Source organism: Sphaerisporangium sp. NPDC005288, from assembly GCF_040607475.1.
Taxonomy (GTDB): Bacteria; Actinomycetota; Actinomycetes; order Streptosporangiales; family Streptosporangiaceae; genus Sphaerisporangium; species Sphaerisporangium rhizosphaerae.
In genome coordinates this window covers 1-18127 of record NZ_JBEXGT010000015.1, presented here as the reverse complement: position 1 = coordinate 18127, position 18127 = coordinate 1, and the positions used below count along the sequence as shown (strand labels likewise).

Here is an 18127-nt window from a genome sequence, read left to right as displayed (position 1 = left end):
CCTCAACGCGACCGCCAGCCTCGCCACCACCCTCCACGCACAAGGCGAATACGACCACGCCCGCCCCCTAAAAGAACAGGTGATCGACGCCTACCGCCGACTCCTCGGCGACGAACACCCTGACACCATCAATGCGATCGCCAGCCTCGGCGCCACCCTCCACGCACAAGGCGAATACGACCACGTCCAAACCATGTCGGAACAGGTACTCGACGCCTACCGCCGACTCCTCGGCGACGAACACCCACACACCCTCAATGCGATCGCTAACCTGGCCAGCACCCTCCACGCACAAGGCAAATACGACCACGCCCAAACCATGACAGAACAGGTCCTGGATGCCCGCCGCCGGCTCCTCGGCGACGAACACCCCGACACCATCACCACGATCGCCACCCTCGCCGCCACCCTCCACGCACAAGGCCAATACGACCACGCCCGAGCTCTCAAAGAACAGGTGCTCGACGCCCGCCGCCGGCTCCTCGGCGACGAACACCCCGACACCCTCAACGCGACCGCCAACCTGGCCATCACCCTCCACGCACAGGGCGAGAAAGGTAGAGCGCACTCCTTACTCTTGGATGCTCTCACTACCAGTCAGCGGGTCTACGGCAAGAAGAACACGGTCACGTCCGGTGTCGCTTGGCAACTGGTGTCTCTCCTTGACGCGCCTCATGAAGCGAACAGGAAGAAATCCGTCGTCATTGAGAACCTCTCCTGGCTGTCGAAGGAACCGCCCAGCCAGCTGAGCGGAGAGCAGAAGAGCATCAGGGAGCGCATCAAGGGGTTCATTTTCCGCGGAGGAAAGCCGGCCAACCGCCGCCCGTCGAAACGCAAGAAATAGCCTGCCCGCATGGGTCCACCAGGACCTCTCGTCCAGAAGCGTCCGCCAGATGAGGTAAGGCAGTCTCACAGAGGGTCTGTCCGCGCCGCTGCTCACTGTTCTGCGACGTGGTCAGCGAGTCCAGGGTCGTACGGGGTGGGCTCTCCAGATCTGCCACGCTCTTCGCATCAGGCGGATAGTTTTGCTGTCCATGGACGCCGGTACCTGGGGGAACGTCGAGCGGCTCGTCGGCTGGCTGGATGCGGCGAGTGCGCTTGCGCCTGAGAGTGAGCTGCTGTTGCGGCTGATGAAGGTGTCGGAGGAGACGGGCGAGGTCGCGGCGGCCGTCATCGGCGCCCTCGGCCAGAACCCCCGCAAGGGTGTCACCCACACGTGGGAACAGGTCGACGACGAGCTATGCGACGTCATCCTGACCGCCATGGTCGCCCTGCGGTCACGGAACACCGACGCGGCGAACGTCTTCCGTGAGCACGTCACCGGCGTCGTGACCAGAGCCCTCGGCTCACCCGCCTAGACCCGGGCTCCGGACGATCGCGGGGCCGCGATGCCGGCGTCCTGGCGAGTCGATTTCTTGGCCTATCCGAAGATGAGTTTGTAGCCGTAGCGGCGCAGGCCGGCGAGGACCTCGTCGCAGTGGACGGGGCCTCGGGTCTCCAGGTGGAGCAGCACCTCGGCCTCGTCCAGGTGGAGGCGGGGGTCGACCCGCTCGTGGCCGACGTCGAGCACGTTCGCGCCGAGGTCGGCCAGCCGGGCGAGCAGCGTCGCCAGCGCCCCCGGGCGGTCGGGCAGCCGCAGCCGGAAGGCCAGGTAGCGCCCCGCGGCCGACAGACCGTGGCGCAGTACGCGCGACAGCAGCAGCGGGTCGATGTTGCCGCCGGACAGCACCGCGACCACCGGCGGCTCGAAGGCGTGCGGCCAGTCGAGCAGCGCCGCGACCCCGGCCACGCCCGCCGGCTCCACGACGAGCTTGGTGCGTTCGAGGCACAGCAGCAGCGCGCGCGACAGCGTCTCCTCCGAGACGGTGACCACGCTGTCGACCAGGTAGTGGATCATCTCGAACGTGATGTCGCCGGGCCGGCCGACGGCGATGCCGTCCGCCATGGTGGACGCCGGGTCGACCATGACCGGGTGCCCGGCCGCCAGCGAGGCGGGGTAGGCGGCGGCCTGTTCGGCCTGCACGCCCACCACGCGCACCCCCGGGCGCATGGACTTGACCGCGAGCGCCACCCCGGCCGCGAGCCCGCCGCCGCCGATCGCGACCATGATCGTGCCGACGTCGGGGAGCTGGTCGAGGATCTCCAGCCCCACGGTGCCCTGGCCCGCCACGACGTCGGGATGGTCGAAGGGGTGGATGAACACCGCCCCGGTCTCCTCGGCGTGCTGCTTGGCCGCGGCCAGCGCCTGGTCGACGGTGGTCCCCGCGAAGATCACATCGGCCCCGTACGCGCGGGTCGCCTCGACCTTGGGCAGCGGGGCGCCCTCGGGCATGAACACCGTGGACTTGCAGCCCAGCAGCCCGGATGCCAGCGCCACGCCCTGGGCGTGGTTGCCCGCGCTGGCCGCCACCACGCCGCGGGAGCGCTCTTCCTCGGTCAGCCGGGCGATGCGCACGTAGGCGCCCCTGACCTTGAACGACCCGGCCCGCTGGAGGTTCTCGCACTTGAGGTACACCGGGCCGCCGATCATCTCCGACAGCACGCGCGAATGCAGCAGGGGGGTGCGGATCACGACGTCTTCGAGCAGATCACGGGCGGCGACCACATCGTCGTAGGTCACCTCAGACTGCGCCATGCCCGCAGTCTCCCATTCCCCCTCCCGCCGCGATCCCACCGGCCCACCGATCACCCGCGCCCCCGCCGTCATCTCACATGTCGGGCGGGCCGGTCCAGTAGTGGGTGGGGCGCAGGACCAGGGCGGCGGCGCCGATGAGGCCGGCGTCCTGACCGAGGTGGGCGGGGACGACGCGGACGCGCTGGGCGAAGCCGAGGCGGGCGTGCCTCCGCAGCGCCTCCTCCAGGGGGCCGAACAGCAGTGACCCGGCCTGCGACACGCCGCCGCCGATGGTCACGACGTCCAGGTCGCACAGGTGGGTGGCCGAGGCGATGCCGATGCCGAGCGCGCGGCCGGCGCGGGCGAAGGCCGCGAGAGCGACCGGGTCGCCCGCGGCGGCGTCGGCCGCGAGCTGCCGGCCGCTCGCCTGCGCGGCCTCGACGTACGGTCCCTCGGGGCGGGCGCCGGTGGCGCCGGGAACCCAGCCTCGCTCCAGAGCCCAGGCGGCCAGGCCCGGGCCGCGGCTGATGGCCTCCAGGCATCCACGGCCGCCGCACTGGCATGGGGGGCCGTCGGGGTCGATCACGACGTGCCCGATGTGCCCGGCGTTTCCGGTGCCGCCGTCGATCAGCCGGCCGCCGAGGATGAGGCCGCCGCCGACGCCGGTCGAGACGACCATGCCGAGCATGTTGCCGCTGCCCCGGCCCGCTCCCCGCCAGTGCTCGGCGGCGGCGACGCAGACGGCGTCGTTGTGGACGCGCACCGGCACGCCGGGGAACCGCCCGGCCAGCCTCTCGCGGAGCGGGAACCCGCGCCAGCCCGGCATGTTCAACGGCGAGACGGCGCCCTCGGGCCAGGTCATCGGCCCGCCGCAGCCCACGCCCACGCCGACCGTCCGGGCGTCCGGCCGCCGCGCGAGGACCACGTCGATCAGGTCGGACAGCGTCTTCCACAGCATCGCGGCGTCTCCCCCGGGCGGCGTGGCGACGCGCTCGGCGACGATGACCTGCCCGTGCGCCCCGACCAGCCCGGCGGCGAACTTGGTGCCCCCGATGTCGACCGCCAGCACGCACTGGGGGTCGCGCCCCGCCTCCGCCGCCAGTTCGCGCGCCACGTCGCCCAACAGCTCCCGCGCCGGGTCATGTGCCACCGACCACGCTCCAAGCCCTCGTCCGTGCGTCTCCCGCGGCTCCGCCCAAGCGCACCCGCCCCCCAAGGATCACACGCCCCCGCCGAACGCAGCGAGCCGAATTCCAGACGACGAAGCCCCCGCCCCAAAGGCACCCCCGACCCGCCCAGCCATCCCAACGGATTGGCCACAGCAACCCGCTCGGGGCGCGGCGGTGTTCTGAGGAGGAGAGAGCGAGTGCGAGGAACGAGCGCTCGTGAACGACGACGAAGGACGCCGCCTCAAAGGCGCCCCGAGCCCGCCGAGCGGAGCGAGGCAGAAGCAAACACAGCTACGCAGAGAAGACGAGGATGGCGGCGGAGAAGCCGTGGACGTGGTTGTGGCCGGCGACCGGGCCGACTTCGCCGGCGGCGAAGAAGCCGGCCATGCCGATGGGGCCGAGGGTGTCGTGCAGGGCGAGCACGTCGTGGTCGGAGCTGCCGAACATGGCCGACCCCCTGCCGTTGCAGGAGAACAGCAGGGCGCCGTCGATGCGTCCGCGCTGTTCCACGTGGGCGTCGAGCAGTTCGTACAGGTCCTCGTCGGCGGCGGCGGCGTCGCGGACCTGGAAGCGGACGCTCTGCCCGATGTCGAGCACGTCGCCGACGGCCACGGCCTCGCGTTCGGGGTCGATGCCGAGGATGCCGCGGATGAGGAAGTCTCCGCGTTCGTGGCTTTCGGCGTACTCGTCCATGGCGACGCCGATCTGCAGCCCGGAGGCGACCAGTTCGCGGTCCTCCTCGTCCAGGCCGCTGACGATGTCCTCCAGGCGGGCGAGCGCGGGCTGCCCGGCGAGCTCCAGCAGCAGGTTGTCCTCGGAGCGGGTGACGACCATGGTGGGGCCGATGGGGCGGCAGCCCTGGCTGACCACGGTGCTCACGTTGATCGGGCCGCTCAGCATGACGCCGATCGCCCCTTCGGTGTACATCTCGCCGCCGGCGAACAGGCGTACCGAGCCCTGCCCGCCGATGCCGTTGGCCAGGCCGCCGACGATCGGGAGGTCGCCGAGGACGTCGCAGGAGTGCTCGACGAAGGCGTCGGTGGGGAAGCTGTAGGGGTCGGCCAGCAGGACGGCCACCCGGTCGTCGGGGTCGCGGTCGGGCAGGCCGATGATGACGAAGCGGTCCTCCATGCGGAGGGTCTCCAGGGCGAAGGTGGTCGCGCGGCCGCCGTCGAAGCTGGCCGCCCACGCGCTGACCGCCGAGGTCAGCTCGACTCCCTGGCCGTCGCCGATGACGCCGGTGGCGCTGCAGCCGATGATCTCGGCGCCCGGCGCCATGCGCATGGCGCGCAGCCCGGCGCGGGCGACCTCCTCGGGGTCGTCGCCGCAGATGAAGAAGCACACGAGGTCGGGTGGCCCGGAGAGGCCGGACAGCGCTTGGCGTACCGCGGCCTCCGCGGCGCCGACCAGGTCGGGGCCCACGGCGAGACCGTCCGAGAACCGGCTCGTCAGCACTGCCACACGCCTCGCCTCCTCCAGTGTCGCGAGTCGTAGTGTGTCGTACGTTCGCCCCTCTTAGCCGGATTCTCCCCACTACGGGACTAACAACGCGTACGGAGCGCCCCGCAATAGTCAAGATCCGAAATCCGGAATGCTGCCGACACCGTCCCCCGCGACGTAGTCTCGTCTTCGTGCATGAATCGCCCACACAGCGAAGTGAAACGCCGCAAGCTCGCACTCTCCGTGAGCTGCGCGAAAGTGGACACACCTATCGCACGGTCAAGGCGGAGATCCGCGAGAATCTGCTGGCCAGGTTACGCTCACGGGCGCCGAGATTCCCGGGCATCGTCGGATTCGACGAGACCGTGCTGCCCCACCTCGAGCGAGCCCTGCTGGCGGGTCACGACCTGGTCCTGCTGGGCGAGCGCGGTCAGGGCAAGACCCGCCTCATCCGCACCGTCACCGGCCTGCTGGACGAGTGGACCCCGGTCATCGACGGCTGTGAGATCAACGACCATCCGTACGCGCCCGAGTGCGTCCGCTGCCTCAAGCTCGCCGCCGAGAAGGGCGCGGACCTCCCGGTCGCCTGGAAGCACCGCGACGACAGGTACGGCGAGAAGCTCGCCACGCCCGACACCTCCGTGGGCGACCTGATCGGCGACGTCGACCCCATCAAGATCGCCGAAGGCCGCACGCTGGGCGACCCCGAGACCGTCCACTACGGCCTGGTGCCCCGCACCAACCGGGGCGTGTTCTCGGTCAACGAGCTGCCCGACCTGGCCGAGCGCATCCAGGTGTCGCTGCTGAACGTGCTGGAGGAGCGCGACATCCAGGTCCGCGGCTACAACCTGCGGCTGCCCCTGGACATCCTGCTCATCGCCAGCGCCAACCCCGAGGACTACACCAACCGCGGCCGCATCATCACCCCGCTGAAGGACCGCTTCGGCGCGGAGATCCGCACGCACTACCCGCTCACCCTGGAGGACGAGCTGGCGCTCATCCGCCAGGAGTCCGCGCTCAACTGGCGCGGGCACGAGCCGGAGGGCCAGGGCGGCGCGGCGGAGGCGGGCCTGAGCGCCGAGCTGCCCGAGCACCTGGTGGAGACGATCGCCCGGTTCACCCGCCTGGTGCGCGAGTCCACGGCCGTGGACTCCCGGTCGGGCGTGTCGGCCCGGTTCGCCATCGCCGCGGCCGAGACGGCCGCCGCCTCGGCGGTGCGGCGGGCGGCCCTGACCGGGGAGGAGCGCCCGGTGGCCCGGGTCGCCGACCTGCCTGGCGTCGTCCCCACGCTGCGGGGCAAGGTGGAGTTCGAGGTCAGCGAGGAGGGACGCGAGGTCGAGGTGCTGGCACACCTGCTGCGCCGGGCCGTGGCCGAGACCTTCCGCGGCACCCTGGGCGGCATGGACCTGTCGGCGCTGCTGGACAAGTTCTCCGAGGGCGCCCAGATCGAGTCCGGCGAGATGACCCCCGCCACCGAGCTGCTGCAGCAGATCGGCCCGGTCAACGGCCTCTCCAAGATCATGACGGGCGTCGGGATGGGCGAGGGCGAGGAGTCCCCCGGGCACGCCGCCGCCGCGCTGGAGTTCGCCCTGGAAGGGCTCTACCTCATGCGCCGCCTGTCCAAGGACGAGGTCGACGGAGGCGCGGTCTACCGCACCTGAGCACCCCGGGCCCCGCCGGCCCCTCCGGCCGCGCCGGGCCCGGCCTCCGGTCTCCCCTCGCTCCGGGAGCCCGGACGCCCCCGTCTGCGCTAAGCGGACGTTCTTCGCACACCGGACATACGACGATTAGGCTCACATGCGATGAGTGGCTACCGATACGGCGAGTACCACGACGGTCCGGACCCGCTGGCGCCTCCGTACGACGTCCGCGCCGCGCTCGACGAGATGGGCGACGCGATCCTGTCCGGCTCCACCCCGCTGGACTCCCTGCGCGACCTGCTCCGGCGCGGCCTGCCCGGCGCGCCCGACCGGCGCGGCCTGGACGAGCTGCTGCGCGAGGTGCGCCGGCGCCGCCGGGAGCTGCGTGAGCGCGGCAACCTGAACGGCACGCTCGAACGCGCCCGTGCCCTGCTGGACAAGGCGATCGGGCAGGAGCGCGCCGAGCTGTTCCCCGACCCCTCCGACGACGCGCGGTTGCGCGAGGCCGAGCTCGACTCGGTGCCGGCCGACACCGCGAGCGCCGTCCAGCAGCTCGGCTCCTACGAGTGGCGCTCGGCCGCCGCGCGGCAGACCTTCGAGGAACTGCGCGATCTGCTGCGCCGTGAGGTCCTCGACAGCCGGTTCCGTGGAATGCGAGACGCACTCGCGAATCCGGACCCGGAGGCGATGGAACGGGTCCGGCAGATGATGTCGGATTTGAACGACATGCTGGACCGGGATGCGCAAGGCCAGCACACCCAGCAGGATTTCCAGCAATTTATGGAAAAATATGGGGAATTCTTCCCGGAGAATCCCCGGAACCTCGAAGAACTGGTCGACATCCTCGCCCGCCGCGCCGCCGCGGCCCAGCGCATGCTCGCCTCCATGACCCCCGAGCAGCGCGCGGAGCTGCAGGCCCTGATCGACCAGACTCTCAACCAGGCCGGCCTGTCGGAGCAGATGGCCCGCCTCGGCGAGGCCCTGTACGCCCGGCGGCCCGACCTCGCCTGGGACGGCTCCGAGCGGATGGACGGCGACCAGCCCCTCGGCATGGGCGACGCCGTCAGCGCGCTGGAGGAGCTCGCCGACCTCGACCGCCTGGAGCAGTCGCTCGCGCAGGACTACCCGGGCGCCCGGCTGGACGACGTCGACGAGGCCGCGATCCGCCGCGCCCTCGGCCGTTCGGCGGTCGACGACCTGGAGGCCCTCCGGCGCATCGAGCGCGAGTTGGAGGAGCAGGGGTACCTCCGCCGCCAGCGCGGCAAGCTGGAGCTGACCCCGAAGGCCGTGCGCAGGCTCGGCGAGACCGCGCTGCGCCGCGTGTTCGACTCGCTGGACGCCGGTCGCCGCGGCGACCACGACCAGCGGGACGCGGGGGCCGCCGGCGAGCTCACCGGCACCACCCGCCCGTGGCGCTTCGGCGACGAGCAGCCCATCGACGTGGTGCGCACGCTGGTCAACGGCGTGCGGCGGGGCGGGCCGGCCGGCGAGGGCCGGGTGTCGCTGTCCGTCGACGACTTCGAGGTGGCCGAGACCGAACGGCGCACCGCCGCCGCCGTGTGCCTGCTGGTGGACCTGTCCTACTCCATGGCGCTGCGCGGCACCTGGGCGCCCGCCAAGCAGACGGCGCTCGCCCTGCAGGCGCTGGTGGCCTCGAAGTTCCCCGGTGACGCCGTGCAGATCGTCGGCTTCTCCAACTACGCCCGGGTGCTCCAGCCCGAGGAGCTGGCCGGGCTCGAGTGGGACATGGTGCAGGGGACCAACCTCCACCACGCGCTGTTGATCGCGGGCCGCCACCTCGACCGGCACCCCGACTTCGAGCCGGTGGTGCTGGTCGTCACCGACGGCGAGCCGACCGCCCACCTTATGCGCAACGGCCGGTCCTGGTTCGAGTGGCCGCCCTCGCGCGAGACGCTGGAGCTGACGCTGGCCGAGGTCGACAAGATGACCCGGCGCCGGGCCACGATCAACGTCTTCATGCTGGCCACCGACGAGCGGCTCAAGGAGTTCGTGGACGAGGTGGCGCGGCGCAACGGCGGCCGGGTCTTCTCCCCCAGCGCCGACCGGCTCGGCGAGTACGTGGTCAGCGACTTCCTGCGGGCGCGCCGCTCCCGCTGAACCAGGGCGCCTCCGAAGGCCGACCCCCGCGAGCTGGTCTATCGACTGGTTTACGGGGGTATGTCCATTTCACTGGACCGCGCTCCGATTTGGTCCGGGCATTCGATGCGCTTCGTTAATCGGTTGCTGACTGATATGCAATACCCGAGGATATTTATTGGAGGTGGTCCAAGCCATCGCAAAAGCGGCCGGCAACGGCCCGTCATGAAAGGAGAGTGCAATGTTCGCCGCGATCGCTCTCCTGGCGCTCATGATCATCACGGTGGCGATGTTCGAGCTCACCGTGAACAACCGCCACCTGCAGGCCAGGCCGCCGGTGGACGAGCCGCCCCTCCCCGAGGAGGCGGCGCAGGACGCCCCGAACGTCCCGAACGCCTGAGCCGCGTCCCATGATTGTGCACGGCCGCCCATCACACCGTTCCCACGCTGATCACTGAGACGGTAGCCTCAGCGGCATGTCGTTCCTCGACAAACTTCTGCTGTGGCTGCACATCGGCTTCGCGATCTTCGCGATCGGGCCGGTGACGGTCGCCACCAGCTTCACGCCGCGATACATCCGGGCCAAGGACGTCGGGGTGCTGCGTCATCTGCACCGCACGACGCGCGTCTTCGGCGTCCTCACCCTCGGCGTCTTCCTGTTCGGCATCGCGCTGGGCGGCAGCGCCCTGGGCCGGCCCTACCTGTCGATCTCGATGACGCTGTTCGTCGTGGCGGCGGTGCTGCTGGTCATCATCGAACGCGACCAGCGCGCCGCCGTCCGGGCCCTGTCCAACGAGACGCCCGAGGACGACGCCAAGGTGCAGACCGGGCGCATCGCCACGTTGGGCTCGATCACCGCGCTCATCTGGCTGGTGATCCTCGTGCTGATGGTGTGGTTCAACCCCTGACGCCGCCGGCGCCAGGGGTCGGCGTCGTCCTGCTCAGCCGCCGAGGGCGTAGGTGAGGTCCGCCAGCAGGTCCCCGGCGGTCTCGATGCCGATCGACAGGCGCACCAGGTCCGAGGGCACCTCCAGCGGCGAGCCCGCCGCCGAGGCGTGGGTCATGCGCCCCGGGTGCTCGATCAGCGACTCCACGCCGCCGAGCGACTCGCCCAGCGTGAACAGCTTCGCGCGGTTGCAGATCTCGACGGCCGCCTCCTCGCCGCCCGCCACGCGGAAGGAGACCATGCCGCCGAAGCGCCGCATCTGCTTGGCCGCCACCTCGTGCCCGGGGTGGCTCGCCAGACCCGGGTAGAGCACCTGGGTCACCTTGGGGTGCGACAGCAGCAGGTCGACCACCCGCTCGGCGTTGTCGCAGTGGCGCTCCATGCGCAGTGCGAGGGTCTTGATGCCGCGCAGCGTCAGCCAGGCGTCGAACGGGCCGGCGACGGCGCCCATGGCGTTCTGGTGGTAGGCCAGCTCGTCGCCGAGGTCGCGGTCGCGGGCGATGAGCGCGCCGCCGATCACGTCGGAGTGCCCGCCGACGTACTTGGTGGTCGAGTGGATGACCACGTCGGCGCCGAGGGCGAGCGGCTGCTGCAGGTACGGCGAGGCGAAGGTGTTGTCCACCACCAGCCGGGCGTCCGCCTGGTGGGCGATGGAGGCCAGCGCCTCGATGTCGGCGATGTTCAGCAGCGGGTTGGTGGGGGTCTCGACCCAGATGGCCTTGGTGCTCGCCGGCCGGACCGCCGCGCGCACCGCGTCCAGGTCGCCGAGCGGCACCGGGTCGAAGTGCAGGCCCCAGCGCTCCAGGACCTTGGCGAACAGCCGGTAGGTGCCGCCGTAGGCGTCGTCGGGGATGATGACGTGGTCGCCGGGCCGGCAGATCGTGCGGAGCAGGGCGTCCTCGGCCGCCAGGCCGGAGGCGAACGCCATGGCGCGCGTCCCGCTCTCGATGGCCGCCAGGCACTCCTGCAGTGCGTCCCTGGTCGGGTTAGCCGAGCGGCTGTACTCGTACCCCGACCGCAGCCCTCCCACGCCGTCCTGCTTGTAGGTCGACACGGCGTATATGGGGGGCACGACCGCGCCGGTGTGCGGGTCGGGCTCCTGGCCTGCGTGAATGGCCAGCGTCTCAAAGCCTTCAATCATGACTTCACGGTATCGCCCTCTCGGAGGGGGAAACGGCGGGAGGGGACGACGTACCCGCGATGACGCCGGGATCGGCCCGGCGCTCGCCCGCGCGCGGCGCCGGGAACCCCTAATGCCGGCCGTGCGGAGACCGAGCGCTCCGGACGGCGGCTCCGGCTCCGCCGCACGACGTCGATGCAACGCGCCGCCGGCCGGACGCTCTCACGGGCGCGACCACATGATCGGCGCCGTGTGAACCCCGTTTTCCCGCGCGGCCGCCCCGACCGGGAGCAATAGGGCCCCCGACTTCGCGGGCAGGGCCCCCCGAACGCCGCGCGGGCACGGCCTCGGAAACCGGCCGAACGGCCGATACGGGATGTCCGGACGGCGGTTAACCTCGATGCCTGTGAGGGAGACCCCGCGGCTGGTCCACGTCGTCCAGCGGCTCAGCGAGATCACGCTGGTCGGGTTCCTGTGCCTGCTGCTGGTGGTCGACACGGTGATCGCCTTCCAGGTCGGCAAGGCGCAGCCGGCGGTCCCGCTGTGCGGCCTCATCGGCATCGGAGCCTATCTGCTGCGCCACCGCTACCGCGCGCAGGGCGCGGTGCTGCTGATGGCGATGTCCGCGGCCGTCTCCATCGCGGTGCTCGCGCTGCGCTCCCACGGCAACCCCGGGCTCGCCGAGGCCGGCGCCCTCCTGCTGATCACCGTGGGCGTCGTGCGCTGGGTCCGGCCGCTGCGCACGGCGGTGCTGCTGGCGGTGCTGTCGGCCCTCACGTTGCAGCTGGCGAGCCTGCGCCCGATGACCTCGGCCAACCTCGCCTTCGGGTTCATGATGTTCGTCGCCTGGGCCGCCGCGATGGGCATCGGCAGCTACCTGCGCTACCAGCTGGAACGCCGCCAGGCGACCGTGAGCGCCGTGCGCAGGGCCGAGCGCCTGGAGCTGGCGCGCGAACTGCACGACCTGGTCGCCCACCACATCACCGGCATCGTGGTCCAGGCACAGGCGGCCAAGGCGGTGGCGGCCCACCGGCCCGACGCCGTCGAGCCCGCCCTATCCGCCATCGCCGGCGCCGGGGCCGACGCGCTGGCCTCCATGCGCCGCCTGGTCGGCGTCCTGCGGGCCGAGGACGACGCCTCGCGGAACGCGGGGGCCACCACGCTCGCCGACCTGCGCCTGCTCGTCGAGCGCTTCTCCTCCTCGGGCCCGCAGGTGGCCTTCGACGTGGGCCAGGGCCTCGCTGAGCCGTCGCTGGCGCCGGAGGTGCTCACCACCCTGCACCGGGTCCTTCAGGAGTCCCTGACCAACGTACGGCGGCACGCGCCCCACGCGGCCTGGGTGACGGCCGACCTGCGCCCGGCCGAACGCGGGGTGGCGCTGCGCGTGCGCAACCCGCGGACCTCGGCCGACCCCCGCCTGTCCAAGATGGGCGGGGGGTACGGGCTGGTCGGCATGGCCGAGCGGGTCAAGGCCGTCGGAGGCGACCTCGTCGCGGGCCCCGCCACCGACGGCGCGTGGGAGGTCCGCGCCTGGTTCCCTCTCGACCGCGCGGACCGCGAGACCACCGCCTCCTGAGGGGCGAAGGTCAGGCGTTGACCGTGCTGGCGAGGAAGGCCAGCAGGTCCTGGCGGGTGATCAGGCCGATCGGCTTGCCGTCGTCGAGGACGACCGCGGCGTCGGCCTTCTCCAGCGCCTCGATGGCGACCGCGACCGGCTCCCCCGCGCCGACCATGGGGAGCGGCGCGGACATGTGGTCCTCGATGGGGTCCTCGCCGCGCACCTTGCCCCGGTACAGGCCCTCGAGCAGGTCGCGCTCGACGATCGAGCCGACCACCTCGGCCGCCATGACCGGCGGCTCCTCCTTCATGACGGGAAGCTGCGAGACGCTGTACTCGCGCATGATCGAGATGGCCGTGCTGACCGACTCGTGCGGGTGGGTGTGCACGAACTCCGGCAGCCCGGGGGACTTGCGGCCGAGCACGTCGCCGACCAGCCCCTCCTCGCTGGAGGAGGTCAGGAAGCCGTAGTCGGCCATCCAGTCGTCGTTGAAGATCTTGGACAGGTAGCCGCGCCCGCCGTCCGGCAGCAGGACGACCACGACGGCGTCCGGACCGGCCTCGGCCGCGACCCGCAGGGCGGCCACGACCGCCATGCCGCAGGAGCCGCCGACCAGCAGGGCCTCCTCGCGCGCCAGGCGGCGGGTCATCCAGAAGGAGTCCTTGTCGGAGACCGCGACGATGCGGTCGGCGATCTTGGTGTCGTAGGTCGCCGGCCAGAAGTCCTCACCGACGCCCTCGACCAGGTAGGGACGCCCGGAGCCGCCGGAGTAGACCGAGCCCTCGGGGTCGGCGCCGATGATCTGCACCCGGCCGCCCGAGACCTCCTTGAGGTAGCGCCCGGTGCCGCTGATCGTGCCGCCCGTGCCGACGCCGGCGACGAAGTGGGTGATGCGCCCCTCGGTCTGCTCCCAGATCTCCGGCCCGGTCGAGCGGTAGTGGCTCTCGGGGTTCTCGGGGTTGGAGTACTGGTCGGGCTTCCAGGCGTTCGGCACCTCGCGCACCAGCCGGTCGGAGACCGAGTAGTAGCTGTTGGGGTGGTCGGGCGAGACCGCCGTCGGGCACACCACGACCTCGGCGCCGTACGCGCGCAGCACGTTGATCTTGTCCTGGGCGACCTTGTCGGGGACCACGAACAGGCAGCGATAGCCGCGGTCCTGGGCCACGATGGCCAGGCCGATGCCGGTGTTGCCCGAGGTCGGCTCCACGATGGTGCCGCCGGGCCGCAGCGCGCCCGAGCGCTCGGCGGCCTCCACCATGCGCAGGGCGATGCGGTCCTTCACCGAGCCACCGGGGTTGAAGTACTCGACCTTGGCGAGGACCTGCGCCGAGATGCCGGTCGTGACCTTGCGCAGCCGCACGAGCGGAGTGTCGCCCATGAGCTCGATGAGCGAATCGTGAACGCGCACCGGGAATAACACCTCATTTGCCGAAGCTGTGTCAGCGTGCCGATTGATGCCGGTTTCCGGTGCGTGATCCGGGGTCCGGCTGGTTCCAATTCCTCACCGTACCGTCACGACCAGGACCACAGGGGACGGGCCGCCACGAGTCGGGGGCCCCTAAAGACGGGTGCGGGCGCACGGCGGTCCTCACCGGCCGCCGTTCACCGGCCGCCCGCGTCGTTGTGAGCACCACGGCCGGGATGGGAATCATCACAGAAGCAAACGGATCCAGGAAAGGACACCGGAAGTGATCTGGACGCCCGCGACCGCACGGGCCGCTCGCCGGATCGCCACCGCGGCCGCGTTGGGCGGCGGTGGAGTGACCGCGCTCGGAGCCGCCATGTACGCCGTCCTGTTCACCGAGGCGCTGCTCGCCCGCAGAATCGTCGGCCGCCCGCACGGCATGGACGGCCCCGCTTCAGATGGGCTCTACGGCCGGGCGGGGGCCGAGCAGGGCCGGCCCATCGCCATGGTCATGCTGGGCGACTCCACCTCCGTCGGGCTCGGCGTGTCCGATCCTGAGGACACCCCCGCCGTGATCATCGCCAGAGGCCTGGCCGCGGCCGCCGGCCGGCCCGTCCGGCTCGACGTGTTCGGCCGGTCGGGCGCGGTGTCGGCCGACCTGTCCCACCAGGTGGACCGCGCGCTCAAGACGCGCCCGGAGATCGCGGTCATCTTCGTCGGCGCCAACGACGTGACCACCAAGACCCGGCCCGGCGACGCGGTCGGGCACCTGCGCGAGGCCGTGGCGCGGTTGCGCGAGGCGGGCACGGAGGTCGTCGTCGGCACCTGTCCCGACCTCGGGACGATCCGTCCCATCGCCCAGCCGCTGCGCTGGATGACGCAGCGGTGGAGCCGGCAGCTCGCGGCGGCGCAGACGGTGGCGGTGATCGAGGAGGGCGGCCGCACGGTGGCCTTCGCCGACATCCTCGGCCCGGAATTCACGACATATCCGGACGAGATGTTCGGACCTGATCGATATCACCCATCTGCCCGAGGTTACCAACGGTCCGCTTACGTAGTGCTACCTTCTGTATGCGCCGCGTTGGGATTCGGGCCCGAGCCCGAGCCCGAGCGCGGCGAGGGATCGCAATCGATTTACCTCGCGGCGGCCAAGGCCGCGGAGGAGTCCGGCACCGAGGTCACCGCGACCCGCGTCGCCGGCCGCGCGACCGGCCCCCACGGCAGATGGGCCATGATTCTTCGTCGGCGGCCGGGGACGATGCCTCGCAGCGCCTGAACCCGGTCACCCTCCGCGATACGGCCGTCACTCTGACGGCATTGGAGGGTAATGCCCGTGATCCGGTCTCTCGCGCAACCAGCCCTGGCGCTCGCCGGGGTCCTGGCCCTGGCCGGCTGCTCCAGCAGCAAGGCGGCCGGCGAGCAGACGCACCCGACCTGGCGCAACGACGAGGTCAACGCCGTCAGCCGCGCCACCGTGGCCGCCGGTGTCGCCGCGGTGACCTCCATGAGGGCGGACGGCACGCTGGAGACCACCGCCCTCGACCTCGCCACCGGCCGGAAGCTGTGGGCCCACCCCGCCACCATCGCCGGGCGCCTGCCGGGCATGGGCGTGCAACCCCCGGCCGCCGTCGACACCGCCCCCGGCCAGGGGGTCGTCGCCGCGGTCGACCCGGTCGCGCAGGGCAGATGGACGGCGTCCCTGGCCGCCGTGGACGCACGGACGGGGCAGCGCAGGTGGTCCCGCCCGATCCACTCCACCTTCGGCCCGCAGCGGTGCGGGCCCTACTTCTGCGTGTCGGAGAACACCGCCCTGGCCTCCGCCCGCATGGTCGTCCTGGACCCGCTCACCGGCCGCACCCTGTGGCGGCTGCCCGGCATCGCCGAGGTCGAGTGGTCCGACGCGGCCCGGGTCGTCATGCTCCGCATGGCCAGGCACCCCGTGCTGTCCGCCCACGACGTCAAGACCGGCGAGCCGGTGTGGCGGCTTCCGGTGGAGCAGGCGCTGAACACCGGCGTCGACCTGTCGGGCGGCTGGGCCTTCGGCGCCACCGGCGGCGACCTGGTCGGCTACGTCGCCCCGTACACCAACCCCGAGAAGAAGCGCACCTCCTCCTTCGGCGTCTTCTCGGTGCGGCTGGCGGACGGCCGGGTCAACTGGCTGCGCCCGTCGGTGGTGCGCGTCTACCCCAGCGGCAGCCCCGGCCTCGCCCCGATCGTGCGTCCCGTCGACGAACAGGGGCAGTACGGCGGCTTCGCCCGGCTCGACCCCGGCACCGGCCGCGTGACGGGGCAGATCACCTCCGAGCAGGTCCCCGGCACCGGCTGGTGGCTCGCCTTCCCCGGCGACATGGGGCGGCTCGGCTTCCTCAAGCCCGGCGCCGCCGGGTCGGCGTTCGACCTGGCCTCCGGGCGGGCCGCCCCGGTGCGAGGGCAGCACGGCTGGTCGTTCTGCGTGACCGACCCCAAGCCGCTGCCGCTGCGCGAGGCGGCCCAGGGCTTCTACTCCGTCGCGGCCCTGTGCGAGTTCGACCTGGCCACCGGCAGGCGTCTGAGCGCGGCGGGCACGCCGCCCGCATGGTTCACCGGCAGCCAGGACGGCTGGCGCCTGTGGCGCGACGAGAAGGGCGCCGTGCACGCCGTCCGGGACGCCACGGGCACCGCTCCCGGTATGTACGGCTGACACATGGGCCGGGGCACAGGCCGGCGCGGCCCGGTACGTGTTGGCCGTACATAGTTCTGTTTCTTGACGCCCCGGCGCGTGGCAACGGCCCTACCGCGCGGTAACCTCCGCTGGAGGGAGCCCTGTCACGAACCCAGGAGAGCCACATGCCCGAGGCAGTCATCGTCGCGACCGCACGTTCGCCGATCGGCCGAGCCTTCAAGGGGTCGCTCAAGGACATCCGTCCCGACGACCTCACCGTCCAGATGATCAAGGCCGCGCTCGACAAGGTGCCGCAGCTCGATCCCAACGAGGTCGACGACCTGATGCTCGGTTGCGGCCTGCCGGGCGGCGAGCAGGGGTTCAACATGGCCCGGGTGGTCTCGGTGCTGCTCGGGCTGGACGGCGTCCCCGGCACCACGGTCACCCGCTACTGCTCCTCCTCGCTGCAGACCACCCGCATGGCCTTCCACGCCATCAAGGCGGGCGAGGGCGATGTGTTCATCTCGGCCGGCGTCGAGTGCGTCTCGCGCTTCGTCAAGGGCAACTCCGACTCGCTGCCCGAGACCACCAATCCGCTGTTCCTGGACGCCAAGACGCGCACCGACGCCCGCGCCGAGGGCGGCGGGCCGGTGTGGCACGACCCGCGCCAGGACGCGCGGCTGCCCGACATCTACGTCGCGATGGGCCAGACCGCCGAGAACGTCGCCGGCATGCGCGGCGTGAGCCGCCAGGAGCAGGACGAGTTCGGCGTCCGCTCGCAGAACCTCGCCGAGAAGGCCCTCGCCAACGGGTTCTGGGAGCAGGACATCACCCCGGTGACGCTGCCCGACGGCACGGTCGTCAGCAGGGACGACGGCCCGCGGCCCGGCACCACCTACGAGGCGGTCTCGCAGCTCAAGCCGGTGTTCCGGCCCGACGGCACGGTCACGGCCGGCAACTGCTGCCCGCTGAACGACGGCGCCGCCGCGGTGATCGTGATGAGCGACGTCAAGGCCGCCGAACTGGGCATCACGCCGCTGGCCCGCATCGTGTCGACCGGCGTCACCGGCCTGTCCCCCGAGATCATGGGCCTCGGGCCGGTGGAGGCGTCCCGGCAGGCGCTGGGCCGCGCCGGCATGTCGATCTCCGACGTCGACCTGGTGGAGATCAACGAGGCGTTCGCCGCGCAGGTGATCCCGTCCTACCAGGAGCTCGGCATCGACCTCGACCGGCTGAACGTCAACGGCGGCGCGATCGCCGTCGGGCACCCGTTCGGCATGACGGGCGCCCGCATCACCTCCACGCTGCTCAACGGCCTGCGCTTCCACGACAAGTCGATCGGCCTTGAGACGATGTGCGTCGGCGGCGGCCAGGGCATGGCCATGGTGCTGGAGCGCCTCAACTAGTGCGGTGTCCATGAACGTTCGCCGGGTTGGTTGATCAGGCGGCCTGGTTGGCGGGTCGTCCCCAGCGGCGTTGTTTCTCGCTGCGGATGCG

Annotated in this window: 15 protein-coding genes; 10 read left to right on the top strand and 5 right to left on the bottom strand. The window is 71.6% G+C overall.

The window, feature by feature from the left end; translation table 11 throughout:
* Together ABZU32_RS16110 and ABZU32_RS16105 are read left to right on the top strand one after the other, a co-directional pair.
* Positions 1–844: tetratricopeptide repeat protein (locus ABZU32_RS16110; protein WP_354922641.1), on the top strand; the 844-nt coding region annotated here is incomplete at its 5' end.
* A gap of 190 nt (positions 845–1034) precedes the next feature.
* Complete coding sequence (locus ABZU32_RS16105) at positions 1035–1358, top strand: MazG-like family protein (RefSeq protein ID WP_354922638.1); 324 nt, start codon at positions 1035–1037, stop codon at positions 1356–1358.
* 62 nt (positions 1359–1420) lie between these two features.
* Here the strand turns inward: ABZU32_RS16105 and ilvA are convergent, their stop codons facing one another.
* The 3 genes from ilvA to ABZU32_RS16090 all read right to left on the bottom strand — a co-directional run bounded on the left by ilvA (position 1421) and on the right by ABZU32_RS16090 (position 5244).
* Entirely contained in the window at positions 1421–2635 is a 1215-nt protein-coding gene (gene ilvA, locus ABZU32_RS16100) for a threonine ammonia-lyase (protein WP_354922635.1), read from the bottom strand.
* 73 nt (positions 2636–2708) lie between these two features.
* Entirely contained in the window at positions 2709–3764 is a 1056-nt protein-coding gene (locus tag ABZU32_RS16095) for an ROK family protein (RefSeq protein WP_354922632.1), read from the bottom strand.
* 310 nt (positions 3765–4074) lie between these two features.
* Complete coding sequence (locus tag ABZU32_RS16090) at positions 4075–5244, bottom strand: FIST N-terminal domain-containing protein (protein WP_354839975.1); 1170 nt, start codon at positions 5242–5244, stop codon at positions 4075–4077.
* A 170-nt stretch (positions 5245–5414) separates the two neighbouring features.
* Here ABZU32_RS16090 and ABZU32_RS16085 point away from each other — a divergent pair, with 170 nt between their 5' ends.
* The 4 genes from ABZU32_RS16085 to ABZU32_RS16070 all read left to right on the top strand — a co-directional run bounded on the left by ABZU32_RS16085 (position 5415) and on the right by ABZU32_RS16070 (position 9868).
* Positions 5415–6884, top strand: a complete 1470-nt coding sequence (locus tag ABZU32_RS16085; protein ID WP_354922629.1) for a sigma 54-interacting transcriptional regulator — start codon at positions 5415–5417, stop codon at positions 6882–6884.
* A 141-nt stretch (positions 6885–7025) separates the two neighbouring features.
* A complete protein-coding gene (locus tag ABZU32_RS16080) occupies positions 7026–8981 on the top strand; it encodes a hypothetical protein (RefSeq protein ID WP_354922626.1) in 1956 nt (651 codons plus the stop codon).
* Positions 8982–9201: 220 nt separating this feature from the next.
* Positions 9202–9360: a hypothetical protein gene (locus ABZU32_RS16075; RefSeq protein ID WP_354922623.1), complete on the top strand. Its 159-nt coding sequence runs from the start codon at positions 9202–9204 to the stop codon at positions 9358–9360.
* 76 nt (positions 9361–9436) lie between these two features.
* Positions 9437–9868 carry a hypothetical protein gene (locus ABZU32_RS16070; protein ID WP_354839964.1) on the top strand — a complete coding sequence of 144 codons (432 nt, stop codon included), beginning with the start codon at positions 9437–9439 and terminating at the stop codon, positions 9866–9868.
* A 33-nt stretch (positions 9869–9901) separates the two neighbouring features.
* Here ABZU32_RS16070 and ABZU32_RS16065 read toward each other — a convergent pair whose 3' ends face one another.
* Entirely contained in the window at positions 9902–11047 is a 1146-nt protein-coding gene (locus ABZU32_RS16065) for a cystathionine gamma-synthase (RefSeq protein WP_354839962.1), read from the bottom strand.
* 385 nt (positions 11048–11432) lie between these two features.
* Between ABZU32_RS16065 and ABZU32_RS16060 the strand changes: the two genes are divergently transcribed.
* On the top strand, positions 11433–12602 hold the full coding sequence (locus ABZU32_RS16060; protein ID WP_354922620.1) for a histidine kinase: 1170 nt from the start codon (positions 11433–11435) through the stop codon (positions 12600–12602).
* A 10-nt stretch (positions 12603–12612) separates the two neighbouring features.
* Here ABZU32_RS16060 and ABZU32_RS16055 read toward each other — a convergent pair whose 3' ends face one another.
* A complete protein-coding gene (locus ABZU32_RS16055; RefSeq protein WP_354839956.1) occupies positions 12613–13992 on the bottom strand; it encodes a cystathionine beta-synthase in 1380 nt (459 codons plus the stop codon).
* A 280-nt stretch (positions 13993–14272) separates the two neighbouring features.
* On the opposite strand from ABZU32_RS16055, the gene ABZU32_RS16050 reads away from it, so the two are divergent.
* From ABZU32_RS16050 to ABZU32_RS16040, 3 genes are all read left to right on the top strand, one after another.
* Positions 14273–15265, top strand: a complete 993-nt coding sequence (locus ABZU32_RS16050) for an SGNH/GDSL hydrolase family protein (protein ID WP_354922617.1) — start codon at positions 14273–14275, stop codon at positions 15263–15265.
* 51 nt (positions 15266–15316) lie between these two features.
* On the top strand, positions 15317–16669 hold the full coding sequence (locus ABZU32_RS16045; RefSeq protein WP_354922614.1) for a PQQ-binding-like beta-propeller repeat protein: 1353 nt from the start codon (positions 15317–15319) through the stop codon (positions 16667–16669).
* Positions 16670–16815: 146 nt separating this feature from the next.
* Positions 16816–18036 carry an acetyl-CoA C-acetyltransferase gene (locus ABZU32_RS16040; protein WP_354922611.1) on the top strand — a complete coding sequence of 407 codons (1221 nt, stop codon included), beginning with the start codon at positions 16816–16818 and terminating at the stop codon, positions 18034–18036.
* Positions 18037–18127: the final 91 nt, after the last annotated feature.

What these genes read in the sequence shown, in the direction of transcription:
- ABZU32_RS16105 (WP_354922638.1), top strand. Translation starts at nt 1,035, where the DNA reads ATGGACGCCGGTACCTGGGGGAACGTCGAGCGGCTCGTCGGCTGGCTG.
- ilvA (WP_354922635.1), bottom strand. Translation starts at nt 2,635, where the DNA reads ATGGCGCAGTCTGAGGTGACCTACGACGATGTGGTCGCCGCCCGTGAT.
- ABZU32_RS16080 (WP_354922626.1), top strand. Translation starts at nt 7,026, where the DNA reads ATGAGTGGCTACCGATACGGCGAGTACCACGACGGTCCGGACCCGCTG.
- ABZU32_RS16075 (WP_354922623.1), top strand. Translation starts at nt 9,202, where the DNA reads ATGTTCGCCGCGATCGCTCTCCTGGCGCTCATGATCATCACGGTGGCG.
- ABZU32_RS16070 (WP_354839964.1), top strand. Translation starts at nt 9,437, where the DNA reads ATGTCGTTCCTCGACAAACTTCTGCTGTGGCTGCACATCGGCTTCGCG.
- ABZU32_RS16065 (WP_354839962.1), bottom strand. Translation starts at nt 11,047, where the DNA reads ATGATTGAAGGCTTTGAGACGCTGGCCATTCACGCAGGCCAGGAGCCC.
- ABZU32_RS16045 (WP_354922614.1), top strand. Translation starts at nt 15,317, where the DNA reads ATGCCCGTGATCCGGTCTCTCGCGCAACCAGCCCTGGCGCTCGCCGGG.
- ABZU32_RS16040 (WP_354922611.1), top strand. Translation starts at nt 16,816, where the DNA reads ATGCCCGAGGCAGTCATCGTCGCGACCGCACGTTCGCCGATCGGCCGA.